Source organism: Pseudoalteromonas sp. NZS11, from assembly GCF_015864765.1.
GTDB lineage: Bacteria > Pseudomonadota > Gammaproteobacteria > Enterobacterales > Alteromonadaceae > Pseudoalteromonas > Pseudoalteromonas arctica.
Genome location: NZ_JADYWP010000010.1, coordinates 1 through 17,762 on the forward strand (window position 1 = coordinate 1; position 17,762 = coordinate 17,762).

Sequence of the window (17,762 nt, forward strand, 5' to 3'; positions counted from 1 at the left end):
AGGCGATTGAGCCGGAAAAAATAGTTAACTTGAGGATATCGCGTAGGATTATTACTAAAACAACGGGGTACTAACAAATAAAACAAAACTTCTTTCAAACTAGTATTCAAAATGGGTTATTGCTAACCCATTTTAACGAAAGCAATTAGATGCTAACGATGTTTTCAGCTTGTGGACCTTTTTGACCTTGAGTAACAGTAAACTGTACACGTTGGCCTTCAGCTAGAGTTTTGAAACCGTCGCCAGAGATTGCGCTGAAATGTGCGAAAACATCAGGACCAGATTCTTGCTCGATGAAACCAAAACCTTTTGCTTCGTTGAAAAATTTAACTGTACCAGTTGTAGTATTAGACATAATAGTATCCTAAGAATTAATAAAAGTGCGCCTTAAATTAGGCAATTTAACAGGAAGAAAACATACATTTAACTGAGGATAACGCGAAGGATTATTACTAAAACAACGTGGTACTTACAAATAAATAGGGTTTTCTGTCAACCCGATGCCAAGCAGGATAACAGTAAATTGAGCTATATACCAAGCCCTATTGTAAATTTATTTTAGAGTAAGTGCTTTATTAGTTTGTTTGTTTTTTAACTAACCAGTCATGATTTAGGTGATCTTTTTTGCGTCTGAATTTAAGTTAATTTTAATTTAATCAATGCTTTATGTTTGTATTAGCACGCGGTTCTAGAGTAGGCAAAATGCAAGTTTTAAGTGGTTAAAACATGACCTAATTACCTACTGATTTTTTTGATATATACCTTAAATAACTTGATTCATTAGCTCCAAATTACAAATCCAAGTATTAATAATGCAATCCAAAGTGTTTCAGCCACAATTAAAATAATGGGTTTCATACCTACTTCGGTAAGCTTTCCTAAATTAGTTTTCATTCCTATAGCTGAAATAGCCGCAATTAAAAAGAACTGCGAAAGTTCGTTAGCGGTTTCAAGTACTATTGTAGGAAGTGAAAAGCAGCTATTTATTATCATGAGTATTACAAAGCCAATTAAAAAGCCAGGTACTTTAGGTAATTCTCCGTGTTTTTCTTTGTTTGAGCGATTAATAACGACCATCATAATAAGTACAACAGGTAGTAGCATGGCAACACGTACAAGTTTAGTTAGAGTTGCTATATCGCCTGTCTCTGGTGATACCGAATAACCTGCACCCACTACCTGGGCTACATCATGTATTGTGCCACCTAAGAATACGCCTGCATTATGGGCGTCAAACTCAAGATAATTAACCACAATAGGGTAGAGGATCATAGCAAGGGTCGACATAGCTGTTACGCCAATAACGGTTAATAAGGTGTCGCGCTCTTTATGTTCGCTGTTTGGCATAATAGACGAGATAGCCAGCGCAGCAGACGCTCCACAAATAGCAACCGAGCCACCTGTTAGTGCACCAAAGCGTTTTTGTAAGCCAAATGCGCGCGCTAGCACTACACCTAAAATAATAGTGGTAAATATGGCGCCCGCTAACATAAGTGCTGTTTGCCAACCCAGTGTTACTAAATCTCCCAGCGCAATGCGTGTGCCTAGCAGTACTATACCTACACGCAAAATCGTGGTGCCAGTAAAATCGATACCTTTGGCGCAAGGGCTATCGCTTTGATACAAAAATGAGACTGCCATACCCAGTAACAAAGCAAACAACATGGCTGGCGCACCATAATGTTCGCTTAAAAATAAGGCGGCAAGGCCAGTCATTGCAGCAATGCTGGCACCTTGCCATAAAGGTGATATTTTACAGCTTAATTTACTACTTAAGCGCTGCATTACGCTTTAGCTGCGGTAAGTGCTACTAATACTTGGCGCTTACGTTCACCTGTAAAAGGGCGACGACCATGCATAGCCATTTCGTTATCAACTAAAGCAACGTCACCGTCTTGCCATGCAAGATCAAAGGTAAATACTTTAGAAAGCTCCACAATTTTATCAAGTCCAACTTTAGGAATCGCACTACCATCACCAAAGGTAATGGCAATTGATGGATTATCGCGTACACCTTTCCAGCCCATGTAAGCGGCAATCAGTTGGTTATAAAAAACCTGTACGTTGTTTTCAAGAGTTACTACAGCAGGCAGTACTGGTGTAACGGCTTTTAGTGAGCCGTCTTCAAGCCATTCCCACTCGTAACCAAGTTCGGTTAATTTATTATGTGCTTCGTCTTTGGTTTCTACACTTAGCGTACTTTTCCAGCTTCGGCCTTGGCCTGATGTTGCGTCGTCAGCGGCTGGCATATAGGTGGTATATTTTAGGCCTTTGTGTTCAAAGTCATGGGCAAGCTTGCTGTCGTATTCTTTTAATGCACTAAATAATTTATCTGATCGGCAAAGAGGTGTTGCACCGCCTTCTTCTGCGGCCGATTTACAAAAGAAGAATAATTTACTTGGCGAAATAGGCGTTTGCGCCATTTCGTGATGTAAGTATATTTCTACATCTTTTGGCGCTTCGTTAGCTGTAAATACACGTTCGGTAAAATTAATACGTACCGCGTTAGACAGTGACTCTTTATAAGTAAAATTGTCATAATCAAACCCGGCTGAAAAAGTATCAAATGTTTCGGCGCTATTTACAGGAAAGCCACGAAACAACACAGCACCTGAGCTGCGAAGTTTTGTAGCCAATTCACTTTTATTTGCGCGAATGAAAGCTACCGCTTCTTCAACGGTGCTGGCGTTATTGTTATTAACAACAATGCACGGAAAAACCGAATCATCGAATGTTAATTGAGTTGGCACTGAGGCGTAGTTAATTTCGGTAGCTGACATTGTATGTTCCTAATCGTAAATTGGGTGAAAGCGGTTAAAGGCAGCTTCACAAAAGTGCCCAGGGTCGTTGAATCGGCGATTACTGTTAAGCGCAGAAATTTGCGCCATTTCTTGCTCTGTTAATTCAAAATCAAACAGTGTGAGATTTTCTTTCATGCGTTCAAGTTTTGAGGTTTTAGGAATAATGGCAGTGCCGCGTTGCACGCCCCAGCGAAGAACTACTTGTGCTGGCGTTTTGCCATGATTGTGTGCGGCCGCTTTAACAACGCTTTGCTCAAGAACTGATTCAGTTTTATCAGCCATTTCTAGCTCAAGGTATGAAAGCGCACCCAGTGGTGAAAACGCAGTAACCGGAATATCGTACTGCTTTGCGAGTCTTACTAATCGCTCTTGCGTTAAATAAGGGTGCGACTCAATTTGCAACATAGCGGGTTTGATATTTGCGTAGGTCATTAAGTCGTGAAGCAGTGCGCTTGAGTAATTACATATCCCAATGCGTTTTGCTTTGTTGTTGTGTACTTGTTCTTCCATTGCTTGCCACGTTAAATACAGTGGTACTTTTGCAAGCTCCATTTGTGGGTTTTGCGCTGTAGGGTCAACAAACCACTCTGGTGGATAGCGGGTTTCTATTGGCACAAATGTTTGCGCAATCGGAAAATGAATTAGGTATAAGTCTAGGTAATCTAGCTTTAAATCACTCAGTGTTTTATCAATCGCGAGGCCAACATGCTCTGGTGCATGAAAGGTATTCCACAGTTTTGATGTTACCCATAATTCTTCACGGGTACATAAGCCATCGTTTATTGCTTGGGCGATGCCATCGCCTACTTGTTCTTCGTTACCGTAGTCTGATGCGCAATCAAGATGGCGGTAACCTGCCTTAATGGCTTGGTATACCGTTTGTGCACAATCTTCTTGCGCGACTTTCCATAAACCGAACCCTACTGGAGGGATATTATTTAATGAACTCATTGGGAATTCCTGTTAAAAATGCATAATGACTTAGGTCTTGTATAAGACATAAGTTATTATACGAATCAAACAGTGTCAATACTGTGTTAACAGCAAAGCAGTAAATGGTTCAGTTAAAAAACCTACAGGCAGCAAAAAGGCAGCGTTTGCTGCCTTTAAAAAATATTTAATTATTATGCGCTAAAGTGGGTTTTTAGCACTAAACACGCTTTTAATTAATCAAGTTCAATTTGATAGTGGTAATGATCGCTACGACATTTACTTTGGCGGTATTCAATACGTTTACCTTCGATTGATTCGGTAATGCGTGATACCAACAGCAGTGGATCGCCAGCTTTTATAGCAAGCATTTTGGCATCATCCATTGTAGCAAGTACGGCTTTAATACTGTCTTGGGTTTTGTGTACAGTTTGGTTAAATTTGGTCTGATAGTAATGGTACAATGTATGCGGAATATCACTACTTTGATGTATATCAGGAAAGTAGCTTTGTGGTAGGTATATAGTTTCGCTCATGCAAAATTCGTTATCAAGAATACGCCTACGAACAAGCTTGGTAACTTTGTCTTTTTTATTGAGTTGTAACGCTTCTATTACTTCAACTGGCGCTGCACAAAGCTCAACCGATAGCAGTTCAGCCTTTGGCAAATCGGCACCTTTACCGTCTGCTTGTAACGGAAAAAACCTAAATAAGGCATCTTGCGCAGTATGTTGCGATACAAACGTACCAACGCCTTGACGACGAGTTACTATTTTATTGTCGGTTAATAAGTTTAGTGCTTTACGAACTGTACCTTGGCTTACGTTAAATTCTTCAGCAAGGCGAAATTCGCTTGGTAGTGCTTCGCCAGGTACCCAACGTCTTTCAACAATGAGCTGTTTAATATAATCAGCCACTTGTAAGTAAAGTGGTTGAAAAGCCAAGCTTGGGCCACTTAATTTGTGATCAAACATAGAGTTACTCATTATTATTTACCATTAAATTTAATCCACCTGTAGTTATAGCATAGGTGAAACCTTTTACGCATATTTGCGCTAGCTCAATTAAACGTGAACTACTGCTGTAATGTTTAATAGGCGCAAAATATACATTATGCCTAAAAACAAATCGTTACACTACAATAGCTCACCCTTAGGAAATTAAAAGTGCTCAGTATTTCTTTTGAACTCATTTTGCTTATGGCGCTGTGCCTAAGCCTTGCCACTGTAATGCAAACTCTTAGCGGGTTTGGCTTTGGGTTGCTGGTGGTTGCAAGCTTTACGTTACTTGATGTATTGCCACTCACGGCAACTACATTTTTAGTGAGTTTGCTGGGGTTAGTTAATTCAACAACCGTGGTCGTTAAAAACCGCAGTTCGGTAAAAGTACCCGAGCTAAAACTTATGTTGTATACCGGTATTCCGCTAATGCTGTTAGGTTTTGTACTACTTGAATATATGTCGTCACATTTAACACACTATTTAAACTTTGCTTTAGGTGTAAGCATTTTGCTTTGCTGCGCTTTAATGCTGATTGGCCGCGAGCGTACAAATAAACAAAGTCGTCCTCGTTCATTTTTAATAGCCGGTGGAGTAAGTGGGTTACTTGGTGGGTTGTTTTCAACCTCAGGGCCGCCGCTTGTGTTTCAATGTTATAAGCAAAGTTGGTCTATTGAAGCTATTCGCAGTACGTTATTAGCGGTATTTACTATTGGTGGACTAGTACGTGTAGGTATCGCTTTATTTGGTACTTTGCCTGGGCTCGACATTATGTTTTTAATTGCAGCGGCTATTCCTTTAGTGTTGCTAGTTACGCATTTTGCTCGTAAATTAACGCCCTACGTTGACGCTAAATGGGTACGTATTATAGCAATTGCATTGCTTGGCCTAAGTGGTATATCGCTGGTGGCAACATCGGCGCCGGGGATATTTTAAAAATCGCGATGTAAATAATTCATCTTGAGTTTATTTACGTTGACATGGGGATTACAATTATTTAACTTGTGTCTTATACAAGACTAATAATTGGTTAAGGAACTCCCATGAATGCATTTGAATTACGTGAGCCAGACTGGAACGCAATAGAGCCAGCACGCTTAACCGCACAGCCAAAGTTACAAGGTAATGTGCTGGTTTTGCCCACTCAGTTTGGTGATATTAGCGTAACGATTAGCCAGTTTGGCTTACGTTTAAATGCAGGCACCACGCATGACGAGCAATTTAAAATATTAACCACAACCCCATCAGAATACCCCCTCACACTTAGCAAAAACAATAATGATTACAGCGTAAGTGGTGGCGAATACCGCCTAGAATTTTACAGCGACCCTTTTCATTTCAAACTTTATAAAAACGATGAGCTAGTACAGCAATCAGCAACTGATGGTCACTTTGTACGCCAGCACCGTTTACCGCCACTAGCTAAAACCGATAACGGCTGGATATTAAGCCTAGAGCTTAACTACGACGAAGCCGTGTATGGTCTTGGCGAAAAATGGGGCAAGCTTGATAAACGCGGCCAACTTATTCGTTCATACAACCACGATGCGCTAGGTGTTAACGCCGAAAAGTCTTATAAAAATACCCCGTATGCATGGAGCCCAGAAGGCTGGAATTTATTTGTACATACACCCGCACCGGTAACTCATGGCGTAGGTTATGCACTTTGGTCGCAACGTGCATATGTATGTTTAGTTGAAGATGACGCGCTAGATGTATTTTTATATCAAGAACAAACACCTGCCCAAAGCATCAACCGTTACTGCGAGCTAACAGGTTTTGCACCGGTGCCACCGCAGTGGAGCTTTGGTGTTATTTTATCAAAAGCGTATTACAAAGATGCTGACGAATTACTTAGTGTTGCCCGCGAAGTGCGCGCTAAAAATATGCCGTGCGACGTAATTACTCTTGATGGCCGTGCATGGCAAGACACCGACACCCGCTTTGCATTTGAATGGGACCCAACACGCTACGCCGACCCAAAACCTGTGCTTGATGAATTAAAAGCGATGGATTTTAAAATTTGTGTGTGGGAATACCCGATGATCTCGGTAAATAACCCATTATTTGCTAAAGCGGCCGAAAACGGTTGGCTAATAAAAGACAAACGCACAGGCAAAGCGTATCAGTACGAGTGGGATTTAAGCCCATTTGGCGAAGTACTTACGCCACTGCCAGAATCGGGTATTTTAGATTTTACGCACCCTGATGCTTACGAATATTGGCTCGAATCGCATAAGCCTTTGTTTGAGCTTGGCGTAGATATGATAAAAGCGGATTTTGGCGAGCAGCTAGAAGACGACAATATGATATCTCACAGTGGTGATAGCGGTATTAGGCTGCACAACGTTTACAGCATGTTGTACAACCGCTGCGTTTTTGAGGCCGCCGAAAAATACTGTAAAACTGGGCCATTTTTGTTTAGCCGTTCAGCATGGACGGGCAGCCAACGCTTTCCTGCACAGTGGGGCGGCGATCCGCAAGCCGATTGGCAGGGTTTAGCGGCAAGCATTCGTGGCAGTTTAGCGTGGGGTATGTCGGGTGGGCCATTTTTTGCAACCGACATTGGTGGTTTTTACAAAGACACCCGCGACGCAGAACTTTACGTGCGCTGGGCACAAGCGTCGGTATTTAGCGCACATATGCGCTTACACGGTATTGGTCCTCGCGAACCGTGGTCTTACACCGAGCAAGCAAGTGATGCGGTATTTGCAGCACTTAAATTACGCTACCAGTTAATTCCGTACTTACAAACATGTTCAGAGCAAGCGCAGCAAACAGGCTTGCCGATTCAGCGTGCCATGGTATTGGCATTTCCTGATGATGTACTGGCACATAGTTTTGATCAGCAATTTATGTGCGGTGAAAAATTACTGGTTGTGCCGTGTGTAGTACCAAATGGTAAAGTTAAGTTTTATTTACCGCAAGGCAATTGGATTCGCTTCCCCGATAAACAAGTTTACGAAGGGAGTAAGTACTACGAGCACACACTCGCACTTGAAGAAATGGCAGTATTTGTACGCGAAGGCGACAGCCTAATGCTTGGCCCAGAGGTTCAACACACAGAACAAGACATGAGCCAATTAACAGCATGGCCTAAATAAAACTCGGCTTAATAAAAAACACACACAACACATATACAACACACAATAATAAAGATATTAGCTTACTTTTTACCGAGTAAAGTAAGCTAAAAGGGGCGCAAGATGGAAGGTATGAACATTACCATGACACTGCTATCGTGCTTGGCGTTTATGGCGCTGGTGGGATATATCTCGTACCAAAAAACCAAAGGGGAAGTTAACACCCAAGATGGCTACTTTTTAGCGGGTCGTGGGTTAACAGGTACATTTATAGCAGGGTCGATGATCCTCACTAACTTATCGGCCGAGCAACTAATTGGCCTTAATGGCTCAGCTTATGGTTACAACCTAAGCTCAATGGCGTGGGAAGTAACCGCAGGGATCTCAACCATTATTATGGCGTTGATCTTTTTGCCTCGTTATTTAGCGGGCGCGTTTTCTACCTTACCTGAATTTTTACGGGATCGTTTTGACGATACCGTACGACGCATGACGGTGATCTTATTTATGGTAGGGTATTGTTTTATAACGATCCCTTCTGTTTTGTACTCAGGATCAATTGCCGTACTTAGACTTTTTGATGTACCCACCTTATTAAATATGAGCTACCAAGCAAGCCTAATTGTGACCATTATTACAGTGGGTTCAGTTGGGGCTATTTATGCTGTATTTGGTGGTTTAAAGGCGGTTGCGGTGTCGGATACTATTAACGGTGTTGGGCTACTTATTATTGGTATTTTAGTGCCAACACTGGGTTTAATTGCATTGGGTGACGGGAGTTTTTCAGAAGGATTAAGCACCCTTGTAAATACCGATACAGAAAAGCTCAACGCTATTGGCAGCAGCGACGATCCTGTGCCATTTGGCACTATTTTTACAGGCATGATCTTAGCTAATTTGTTTTATTGGGGCACCAATCAGTACGTGATCCAGCGTACACTGGGCGCTAAAAACTTAGTTGAAGGCCAAAAAGGGGTGTTGTTTTCAGGGTACTTTAAAGTGCTAGTGCCCTTTATGATGATGATCCCAGGCGTTATTGCTTACCATCTTTATAAACACGAAAGCCTGCCAACTATCGATTTAGCTTACCCACATTTGGTAAAAGAAGTACTTCCACAGTATTTATCTGGCTTCTTTTTGGCCGTATTGCTAGGTGCTGTATTTAGCTCATTTAATTCATTGCTCAATAGCGCGGCGACCTTATTTTGCTTAGACGTTTATAAGCCAATGAAAAAAAATAAAGTAACAGACAGCCAACTTATAAAAGTAGCCAAAATTACCAGTATTGTTATTGCCATATTGTCGTTTATAACTGCGCCATTATTGATGTTTGCGCCTGAAGGTTTATGGCACATAATTCGTGTGTTTACAGGCTTTTACAACATTCCGGTCATCACAATTGTATTGGTAGGTTTGTTTACTCGAAAAGTGCCTGCACTGGGCGCTAAAGTCGCGATTATATTCCATATTATTGCCTACACCTTGCTTAAATTTGTATGGGATGTAGACATTAACTTTATTCATATTTACGCCATTTTGTTCATAATTGAATTGGCAATAATGCTGGGTATTGGTTACTACAAACCACTTAAAACACCATGGCAATTTACACGCAAAGCCGAGGTAGACCTTAATCCTTGGAAATACGCATTACCTTGCGCAATTGTATTAGTAGGCTTGATTGTTAGCTTGTATATATTGTTTTCGCCGCTCGGATTAGTGGGTGGAACCAGTGTGTACTTTGTACCAAGTTTAGTTGCTGTTTGGTCTACTGTTTTAGTGCTTAGCTGGTGGAGTGTACGTCGTTGGCAGGTTCGTTACGAAAATAGCTTGGCGCGTATTGGGGCTAAAAACGCCGCATAACGTGCGGCTATATTCTGTATACCAAACTTAAATCACATTTAATTCACATAATGTTTGCATTAGTAAGATAGTTTGTTTAAATTTAAAGCTCTTATATAAGATATAAGAGCTTTAAGGAAAGCATCACACACTGACACCGCTTTTTAGCAACTTACACAATTGCTAGCGCGGTACCACACAGCACACGCACAATATGGAGAATGACATGAGAGCTAAAAAGTCCGTCTTAAGCTTGGCAGTCACGTTAGCAATGACAACCGGTTTAGCGCTTAGCGCGCAGGTACATGCGCAGCAAGAGCAAACCGAACAAGAACAACAAAAAACAGAAACAGCTAAAAACGATACGTTTGAAAAAATAGTCGTTACTTCACAAAAAAGAACGCAAAGTTTAAACGAAGTACCTGTTGCGGTATCGGTACTTAATAGCGATCAAATTAATTCAGCTTTTGCTAATAACATGGAAGGCTTACAGTCACTTGTTCCTTCGGTTAGCTTTAGAAAAGGCACCACAACCCGTAACTCAGCGCTAACAGTGCGCGGTATTGGTACTATTTCATTTAGTATTGCTGCCGAGCCAAGTGTAGCAACTGTTGTTGATGGCGTGGTGCTTGGGCGCTCGGGTCAAGCATTTGCCGATTTATACGACGTAGACCGCATTGAAGTATTACGCGGGCCACAAGGTACATTGTTTGGTAAAAACGCCTCAGCAGGTGTGGTAAACATAACAACAAAAGATCCCTCGTACGACACAACAGGCAGCGTAGAAACCTCGTTTTATCAAGATAACGAATACCGTTTTAAAGGCGTTATAAGCGGCGGTTTAACCGACGACCTAGCGGCAAGCCTAACGGTATTTAAAGGTAAATTTGACGGTTACATTGATAACGTTTACAACAACGAAAAAGTAAACGGTTACGACCGTGAAGGTGCACGTGCTGTATTTAAATACGAGCCAGAGGATGACTTAAGCGTAAAATTTATTGCTGAATTTTATAACGCTGACGATGATTGTTGTGCCGACTTAGAAGCACTACTAAGTGGCCGTAATCCAGATTCAAAATCAGTACCAAACAGTAACGGTATTGTTGATGGCGTAGCCGATATTGATTTAGACCAACGCAGCGTTGATCACGACTACGAGTCACGCACAATTGACGAACATAGCGCGTTTTCGGTACAAGTTGATAAAACAATTGGCGACTATACATATACTTCAATTACAGCGCAGCGTTCGTGGGATAACACAGAGTACCGTGAAGGCGACTTTACCTCTATTGCTGGCGACAGCAGCGAGCCGGTATTTGACGCGCCGTTTCAATTACACGATTTAGGTGCACAGCAATGGGATCAGTTTTCGCAAGAATTTAGAGTTACATCTAACCTAGCTGGGCCATTTAACTATGTTGCTGGCTTATTTTATTGGAACATGGATTCACAACGTAACTTTACTCGTGATGCTAGTTGTCAAAATAATGGTGGCCAGCTTGATAGCGCAATGGCTTTTTACGCGCAAAATAACTTATCGGGCGCTGAGCTTGATACAGCGCTTGCTGATTTAGAAGGTTACACACAAGGCCTAGGCGTTAGCTGTAATGCAAACGATATTGTATCGGCCACTGCTTTTATGAGCACCGAATTTAATAACTGGGCCGCTTTTGCCGATGGTACTTACGATTTATCTGAAGATTTACGCGTATTATTTGGTATTCGTTACACCGACGATGAAGTGTCGTACACGCATCGCCGTGTAAGTAATGATGTGTATGGCCGCACCGGTGTAGGCGTGCGCCCAGCAACACTTAATACAGATGATGAAGGCAAAGCCGAAGAAACCAACGTATCGGGTCGTTTAGGTATGCAATACGATTTAGGCGATGGTCAAATGGTATACGGTACTTACTCGCAAGGTTACAAAGGCCCTGGTTTTAATATTTATTATAACTTTAACCCAGACACCGATAGTCGCGAAATAGCACCTGAAGAGTCTGACGCTTATGAAATAGGCTACAAATACGCAAGCCGCGAATTTGTATTTAACATGGCGCTTTTCAGAACCGAAATTGAAGGTTTTCAAGCTAACAACTTTGACTGTTCAGACGGCACTTGTATTACGCGCTTAACCAATGCGGGTGATGTAAGTACGCAAGGTGTTGAAGTTGACTTTATGTGGGCTGCAACAGAGTCGCTAACGCTTACCGGTGGTGTTGCTTACATTAAAGCTGAAATTGACGAGTTTAATTGTCCGGCAGAGGTAGCCGCAGGTTCATGTACTGACCGCTCAGGTTTAGATGTACCATTTTCGCCAGATTTAAAATACTCACTAACGGCTGACTACTTTATTGAAACCGACCATGGCTTTAACGTACATATAAATGGCTCTTACATTTACACCGACGAGCAATACTCAGACCTACCAGACAACGTAGGCGAATTTAACCCAGCCGCTTTGTTACCAGATTACGGTATTTTAAATGCAAGTGTGGGTTTATCGTTTAAAGATGACGCGTTTAGAGTGTCGCTTATTGCTAAAAACTTAACCGATGAAAGCTACGTAACTACCTACAGTGGCGATAACTTCCGTTACCAAATACCACGTGATGCTGAGCGCTACTTTGGAGTATCGTTTAAAGCACGTTTTTAATATTTAAATAATTCCCTCAATAATTTCCCTTAAAAGCGCAACGTTTAACACGTTGCGCTTTTTTTGTGACTTATTTTTGTAATAGTTTAGTCATCTTACTTTCATCAAAATTACCTTTATCAGTCACATCTGTTTTCTATAGTGCAGCGGTTGATCTTTTTTGTGTTTACACATTTCAAAAAATAACCACTAAACAATGGGAATTACGGATGAAAATTAAAAAAGTCGCTGCGGCAATCGCGCTAACATTTGCGTTTAGCGCAGTTAGCCATGCTGATGTACTACCGCAAAGCCAAAAAGACAGCAGCTGGTATAGCGCTGCGCAAACTAAACTAACAACAAAAACAGCACAAGCGCAGGCTACACAAGCCACTAAAGCTAAAAACGTCATTTTATTTGTGGGCGATGGCATGGGTATTTCTACACTTACCGCCGCGCGCATTTTACAAGGGCAGCGTAATAACCAATCTGGCGAAGAAGGTTATTTAAGCTTTGAAGAGTTCCCATACTCTGCACAAGTTAAAACGTATAACGTAGATGCGCAAACTCCTGATTCAGCAGGCACGATGACGGCTATTATTTCCGGTGTAAAAACCGATGTGGGCGTTATTGGTGTAGACGAAGATATTGAACGCGGCGTGTGTTCAACAGTGGCAGGTAACGAGCTTCTTACCGCGACCGAATTGGCTGAAATTAAAGGGCTATCTACCGGTATTATTTCTACAGCACGTATTACTCATGCAACTCCTGCTGCCACATATGCTAAATCGGCTGACCGTAACTGGGAAGACGTATCAGATATGCCAGAAGATGCCGTAACGGGTGGCTGTGAAGACATTGCATCGCAGCTGGTTAACTTTGAAAGAAACCTAGAAGCACGATTTATAGGTACCGACGTAGACGGTCTTGATTTTGTAATGGGTGGTGGTCGTCGTCACTTTTTACCAAAAGACGAAACAGCTAACTCAACAGATGCAGTAAGCGCTATAGAAGGCGACCGTACTGACGAGCGCAACTTAGTAACTGAGTGGCAAACACAATACCCAGATGCTACGTACGTGATGGATCAAACAGGCTTTGATGCAATAGCAGACGACGCCACTAAAGTATTTGGTTTATTTAACGAATCCCACATGCAATACGAAGCTGACCGCGCAAACGATGTAGCGGGCGAGCCTTCACTTACCGATATGACCACTAAAGCAATTGAAGTGCTTGGTAAAAACGATAACGGATTTTTCTTAACGGTTGAGTCGGGTCGAATTGACCACGCGCACCACGCGGGTAATGCGTACAACGCGCTTAACGACACCATTGAGTTTGCTAAAGCCGTGCAAGCAGCGGTAGATAACACTAATCCAGAAGAAACCCTTATTTTAGTAACCGCCGATCACAGTCATGTATTTACTATTGCAGGCTACCCTAAGCGTGGTAATCCAATTTTAGGTCAAGTAGTTGCAGTAGGCGAAACTACTCCAAGCTTAGCCGCCGACGATATGCCGTACACCACAGTAGGTTACGCAAATGGCTTAGGTTTTAGAAATCTAGGCGACGAGACTGATGCCGATGCAAGTTACGCAAGTGCTGCTGTTGCAGGGCGTGTTGAGCTAAATGGCGTTGATACAACAACCCCAGGTTTTCACCAAGAAGCAACTGTACCAATGGGGTCAGAAACACACGCAGGTGAAGACATATCTTTACATGCAAAAGGTCCTGGTGCTCAGCTAGCACAGGGCGTAATTGAACAAAACGTTGTATTTCATTTAATTAATCAAGCTCTTGAACTAACTCAGCAATAATGGCGGCTAACATGAACAAATTAACGGTACTTTCTTTGGCAGTAATGGTCGCGCTAGCAGGTTGCTCGAGTGACGATAACAAAAATGAAAACAATATTATCGCAGTAGATAACGCTATTGCAGTGGGCTCTGAGCAGTGTATTAATGGCGGTGTAGAGACGCAAGTAGGCGCAGATACCAATAATAACGACGTGCTAGATAGCGATGAAGTTAACTCAACTAATTTAGTGTGTAATGCACCTGCAACGGCGTTAACAAGCGAGCAGTTAGCCTCGCTCACTAGTAATACTTGGTTTAGTGAAGCACAAACAAAATTGGGTGCAGCACAAACAGCTAGTAGCAATATTGTTACTGAATCAGGCAAAGCTAAAAACGTAATTTTATTTGTTGGCGATGGTATGGGTATTTCTACCATAACCGCAGCACGTATTTTAGCGGGTCAGTTAGAGGGCGAAATGGGTGAAGAACACCAGTTAAGCTTTGAAACTATGCCTTTTTCGGGCTTTGTAAAAACATACAACGTAGATGCGCAAACGCCAGATTCGGCAGGCACTATGACCGCAATGGCATCGGGTGTTAAAACCGATGCGGGCGTTATTGGTATTGATGAAGCGGTTGAGCGTGGTAATTGTGCATCAGGCAAAGGGCACGAACTTGTTACCTCGTTAGAGCTTGCTGAAATTGCAGGCAAAGCAACAGGGATTATTTCTACAGCGCGTATTACTCACGCTACACCCGCTGCAACGTATGCTAAATCGGCAGAGCGTAACTGGGAAGATATTTCCGATATGCCAGAAAGTGCGGCAACGTGTGAAGACATTGCATCGCAACTGGTTAACTTTGAAGCCAACCTAGAAGCACGCTTTAGTGGTGTTGATGTAGACGGTATTGACGTAGTAATGGGCGGCGGTCGTCGTCACTTTTTACCAAAAGATGCCGCGTTTAATTCAGCCGATGCAGTAAGTGCTGTTGAAGGGGATCGTACAGATAACCGCGACTTAACCGCAGAGTGGAAAACGCAATATCCAAATGGCACGTACGTAATGGATCAAACCGGTTTTGATGCAATAAGTGACGACGCCACTAAAGTGTTTGGCTTATTTAACGAATCCCACATGCAGTACGAAGCTGACCGCGCAAACGACGTAGCAGGCGAACCTTCGCTTTCACAAATGACCGAAAAAGCAATAAACGTACTTGATAACAACGAGCAAGGTTTTTTCTTAACGGTTGAGTCGGGTCGAATTGACCACGCGCATCATGCGGGTAACGCTTATAACGCGTTAAACGACACTATTGAGCTTGCCAAAGCCGTTAAAGTGGCAATGGAAAACACCAACCCAGAAGAAACACTCATTGTTGTAACTGCCGATCACAGCCATGTATTTACCATTGCCGGTTACCCTAAACGCGGTAACCCAATTTTAGGTAAAGTGGTTGCAGTGGGCGCTACTGAGCCAAGTTTAGCTGCCGACGATATGCCTTATACAACGGTTGGCTACACCAATGGTGGTGGCTTTAGAAACCTAGGCAGCGAGACTGATGCCGATGCAGGTTACGCGTTTGCACCGGTTACAGGGCGTGTTGATTTAACAGATGTTGATACAACAACACCTGGTTTTCATCAAGAAGCACTGGTACCAATGGGCTCAGAAACACATGCCGGTGAAGACGTAGGCGTTTATGCAATGGGACCAGGTGCACACTTGGTAACAGGCACAAACGAGCAAAGCTTTTTGTTCCATGTAATGGACTTTGCCGCTGACTTTGTAAAAACAGCAGACGAAAAACTAGCGCAATAAATACCGGCTAGTTATAAATTTAGTTAAATACAGCTAAATAAAAAACCCCGCATACTGTGCGGGGTTTTTGTCATTAAACTGACATTTATAATCGTTATGTTATTGCCATAAACTTGAAATATAAATAAGAGATAGCTAAATGAAAAAAGCGTTATTAATAATTGCCACGCTTGTAAGTGCAAGTAGCTTTGCCTCGCAATGTGATATTGATGCCAAGCATTTAAAAGCGGATTATAAAATTACCAACAGCCATAAAGCGCAGCAAAGTAGCGAGTCACTTACCCTTTGGCGAAAAAACCAGCAAGTAGCGCATCAAAGTGAAGTAATAACCGAGCTTTGGCAGCACTTAGCCAATAATCAAATACGACCAATACGTTACTTTAATGCCCAGCAACGCGGTATAGAATACCAACCATCTGAAGTACGCGGCGTACAAAATTGGAGTGCTAAAAGTCAGCTGGTGGATAACCACCTAATCGAAAAAATGACCCTAGTAAGCACACAAGGCAAAGGCTGCGGCGAAGTAAAAAACTATACGCTGAGCGAAAATGGCAACGACTTTAACCTCGCCTTTTTTACGCATTCAAAATTAGTTAAAACATTTAGTGTTAGTAATAAAAAAAGCCAAACAACTACCTTACTTAGCCTTAATAATGTAAGTACTGATGAGCCATTAATTGCCGCTCAATTTGCACAGTGGGACCGCTTTCAAACCACCGATTACGCCGACATTGGCGATAACGAAGGTGACCCGTTTTTAGCTAAAATGATAAACCTTGGTTTTATTGAGCACGGCGCAACTGGCTTTTATAACCAGCAGGGCGAGGCTATTCAAGGCGGGCATCACCACTAGTTTTTAAATGTTGTAGTTCATAGCTGAAAGAATGACAGGCGGCTGTGAGCTACAAGCCAATTTTTCAAAAATAGATTAATTTAAGCCATTCCCACCTCAGTAATATAACAAACACTTTCCTATTTTTATAAAACCTACACCATCAGCCACATAATATTTATAGTTGGTAATAATTTACACTATTTGATATTAATAGAAGTTCATATAATAGGGACGTTTTGACGTGAAAATAAGAAAACGCCCCTGATAGAGTGGTTATAACTCAAGCCAAGTTTCTGCATGAAAGAATCATGCGATAATTGAGAAAATTAGATATCAATATGGAGTAACTATGGAGCTTTTTAGTTCATTAGCGACAATTATTGGGCTCGTTTCAGTATGGAAGTCAGAGGGACGAGCTCGTAGTGGAGAGGATTATAATGATTTTATTCAATGGCTTAGCGATAGTAGGCACTGTAGGTTAATCGAGAGCCTAGAAAGCAATCATTTGTTGGGTTTGAAAATTAAGCAACTTTTAACTAAAAACCACACAGAACTTGAAAAAAGTTTAGCTAATCTGGATGCTATGCTATTACAGCTAGCTTCTCAAATTGATGATTTTAAAGAAATAGCTAAAGAAATAGATCCAACTCAGGGAGTTTCAGATCAAGCTATTCATATATTAAAAAGCATTGTTTCTTCCACCTCATCTTCTATTCAAATGAATTCAATAAATTTCTTTGATGTTGCTTGGGGAGCTAACGATAATGAAGTTCCTAAAATTTCAATGGGATTTGTTGATGAACCTGGTGTTATTAAAATTGAAGAGCCCAAATTTTTACCCGATGATTTGAATACATTGGTCAAATTAAATCTGCTACTCATAAGCGAAGTTGGTACAAGTTCACCTATATACACAGTGACAAGGTCTGCTGCTAAGTACCTTGAAAAGTTGAAGTAGAGTTATAATAAGCACTTTAAAACAATCTAAAACAGTGGATTGAGTTTATATA

General features: G+C 41.8%; 13 protein-coding genes. 8 read left to right on the forward strand and 5 right to left on the reverse strand.

Going from position 1 to position 17,762, the window contains the following annotated elements:
• Positions 1-145: 145 nt before the first annotated feature.
• The 5 genes from I6E82_RS16715 to I6E82_RS16735 form a co-directional block, all read right to left on the reverse strand.
• Positions 146-355 carry a cold-shock protein gene (locus tag I6E82_RS16715; RefSeq protein WP_006792548.1) on the reverse strand — a complete coding sequence of 70 codons (210 nt, stop codon included), beginning with the start codon at positions 353-355 and terminating at the stop codon, positions 146-148.
• 425 nt (positions 356-780) lie between these two features.
• Positions 781-1,785, reverse strand: a complete 1,005-nt coding sequence (locus tag I6E82_RS16720; RefSeq protein WP_197118323.1) for a YeiH family protein — start codon at positions 1,783-1,785, stop codon at positions 781-783.
• Positions 1,785-2,780, reverse strand: coding sequence for a TauD/TfdA family dioxygenase (locus tag I6E82_RS16725; RefSeq protein ID WP_165722659.1), 996 nt, complete (start codon positions 2,778-2,780; stop codon positions 1,785-1,787). The genes I6E82_RS16720 and I6E82_RS16725 overlap by 1 nt, the downstream gene beginning before the upstream one ends.
• 9 nt (positions 2,781-2,789) lie before the next feature.
• The gene (locus tag I6E82_RS16730) at positions 2,790-3,752 is read right to left on the reverse strand and encodes an aldo/keto reductase (RefSeq protein ID WP_024589595.1); all 963 of its coding nucleotides are present in this window, start codon (positions 3,750-3,752) and stop codon (positions 2,790-2,792) included.
• A 215-nt stretch (positions 3,753-3,967) separates the two neighbouring features.
• Positions 3,968-4,717: a GntR family transcriptional regulator gene (locus I6E82_RS16735; RefSeq protein WP_024589596.1), complete on the reverse strand. Its 750-nt coding sequence runs from the start codon at positions 4,715-4,717 to the stop codon at positions 3,968-3,970.
• A 180-nt stretch (positions 4,718-4,897) separates the two neighbouring features.
• Here I6E82_RS16735 and I6E82_RS16740 point away from each other — a divergent pair, with 180 nt between their 5' ends.
• From I6E82_RS16740 to I6E82_RS16775, 8 genes are all read left to right on the forward strand, one after another.
• Positions 4,898-5,665 (forward strand): sulfite exporter TauE/SafE family protein, encoded by a 768-nt coding sequence (locus I6E82_RS16740; protein WP_024589597.1) that lies wholly within the window; start codon positions 4,898-4,900, stop codon positions 5,663-5,665.
• A gap of 107 nt (positions 5,666-5,772) precedes the next feature.
• A complete protein-coding gene (locus tag I6E82_RS16745; protein ID WP_197118324.1) occupies positions 5,773-7,833 on the forward strand; it encodes a glycoside hydrolase family 31 protein in 2,061 nt (686 codons plus the stop codon).
• Between the two features lie 102 nt (positions 7,834-7,935).
• On the forward strand, positions 7,936-9,675 hold the full coding sequence (locus I6E82_RS16750) for a solute:sodium symporter family transporter (RefSeq protein ID WP_180961364.1): 1,740 nt from the start codon (positions 7,936-7,938) through the stop codon (positions 9,673-9,675).
• 205 nt (positions 9,676-9,880) lie between these two features.
• Entirely contained in the window at positions 9,881-12,316 is a 2,436-nt protein-coding gene (locus I6E82_RS16755) for a TonB-dependent receptor (protein ID WP_197118325.1), read from the forward strand.
• Between the two features lie 209 nt (positions 12,317-12,525).
• Complete coding sequence (locus I6E82_RS16760) at positions 12,526-14,115, forward strand: alkaline phosphatase (RefSeq protein ID WP_197118326.1); 1,590 nt, start codon at positions 12,526-12,528, stop codon at positions 14,113-14,115.
• A gap of 11 nt (positions 14,116-14,126) precedes the next feature.
• Complete coding sequence (locus I6E82_RS16765) at positions 14,127-15,917, forward strand: alkaline phosphatase (protein WP_197118327.1); 1,791 nt, start codon at positions 14,127-14,129, stop codon at positions 15,915-15,917.
• Between the two features lie 139 nt (positions 15,918-16,056).
• On the forward strand, positions 16,057-16,770 hold the full coding sequence (locus I6E82_RS16770; RefSeq protein ID WP_197118328.1) for a hypothetical protein: 714 nt from the start codon (positions 16,057-16,059) through the stop codon (positions 16,768-16,770).
• A gap of 331 nt (positions 16,771-17,101) precedes the next feature.
• Positions 17,102-17,710 carry a hypothetical protein gene (locus I6E82_RS16775; RefSeq protein ID WP_101162880.1) on the forward strand — a complete coding sequence of 203 codons (609 nt, stop codon included), beginning with the start codon at positions 17,102-17,104 and terminating at the stop codon, positions 17,708-17,710.
• Positions 17,711-17,762 lie beyond the last annotated feature (52 nt).

What these genes read in the sequence shown, in the direction of transcription:
- I6E82_RS16715 (WP_006792548.1), bottom strand. Translation starts at nt 355, where the DNA reads ATGTCTAATACTACAACTGGTACAGTTAAATTTTTCAACGAAGCAAAA.
- I6E82_RS16720 (WP_197118323.1), bottom strand. Translation starts at nt 1,785, where the DNA reads ATGCAGCGCTTAAGTAGTAAATTAAGCTGTAAAATATCACCTTTATGG.
- I6E82_RS16725 (WP_165722659.1), bottom strand. Translation starts at nt 2,780, where the DNA reads ATGTCAGCTACCGAAATTAACTACGCCTCAGTGCCAACTCAATTAACA.
- I6E82_RS16730 (WP_024589595.1), bottom strand. Translation starts at nt 3,752, where the DNA reads ATGAGTTCATTAAATAATATCCCTCCAGTAGGGTTCGGTTTATGGAAA.
- I6E82_RS16735 (WP_024589596.1), bottom strand. Translation starts at nt 4,717, where the DNA reads ATGAGTAACTCTATGTTTGATCACAAATTAAGTGGCCCAAGCTTGGCT.
- I6E82_RS16745 (WP_197118324.1), top strand. Translation starts at nt 5,773, where the DNA reads ATGAATGCATTTGAATTACGTGAGCCAGACTGGAACGCAATAGAGCCA.
- I6E82_RS16750 (WP_180961364.1), top strand. Translation starts at nt 7,936, where the DNA reads ATGGAAGGTATGAACATTACCATGACACTGCTATCGTGCTTGGCGTTT.
- I6E82_RS16755 (WP_197118325.1), top strand. Translation starts at nt 9,881, where the DNA reads ATGAGAGCTAAAAAGTCCGTCTTAAGCTTGGCAGTCACGTTAGCAATG.
- I6E82_RS16760 (WP_197118326.1), top strand. Translation starts at nt 12,526, where the DNA reads ATGAAAATTAAAAAAGTCGCTGCGGCAATCGCGCTAACATTTGCGTTT.
- I6E82_RS16765 (WP_197118327.1), top strand. Translation starts at nt 14,127, where the DNA reads ATGAACAAATTAACGGTACTTTCTTTGGCAGTAATGGTCGCGCTAGCA.
- I6E82_RS16770 (WP_197118328.1), top strand. Translation starts at nt 16,057, where the DNA reads ATGAAAAAAGCGTTATTAATAATTGCCACGCTTGTAAGTGCAAGTAGC.
- I6E82_RS16775 (WP_101162880.1), top strand. Translation starts at nt 17,102, where the DNA reads ATGGAGCTTTTTAGTTCATTAGCGACAATTATTGGGCTCGTTTCAGTA.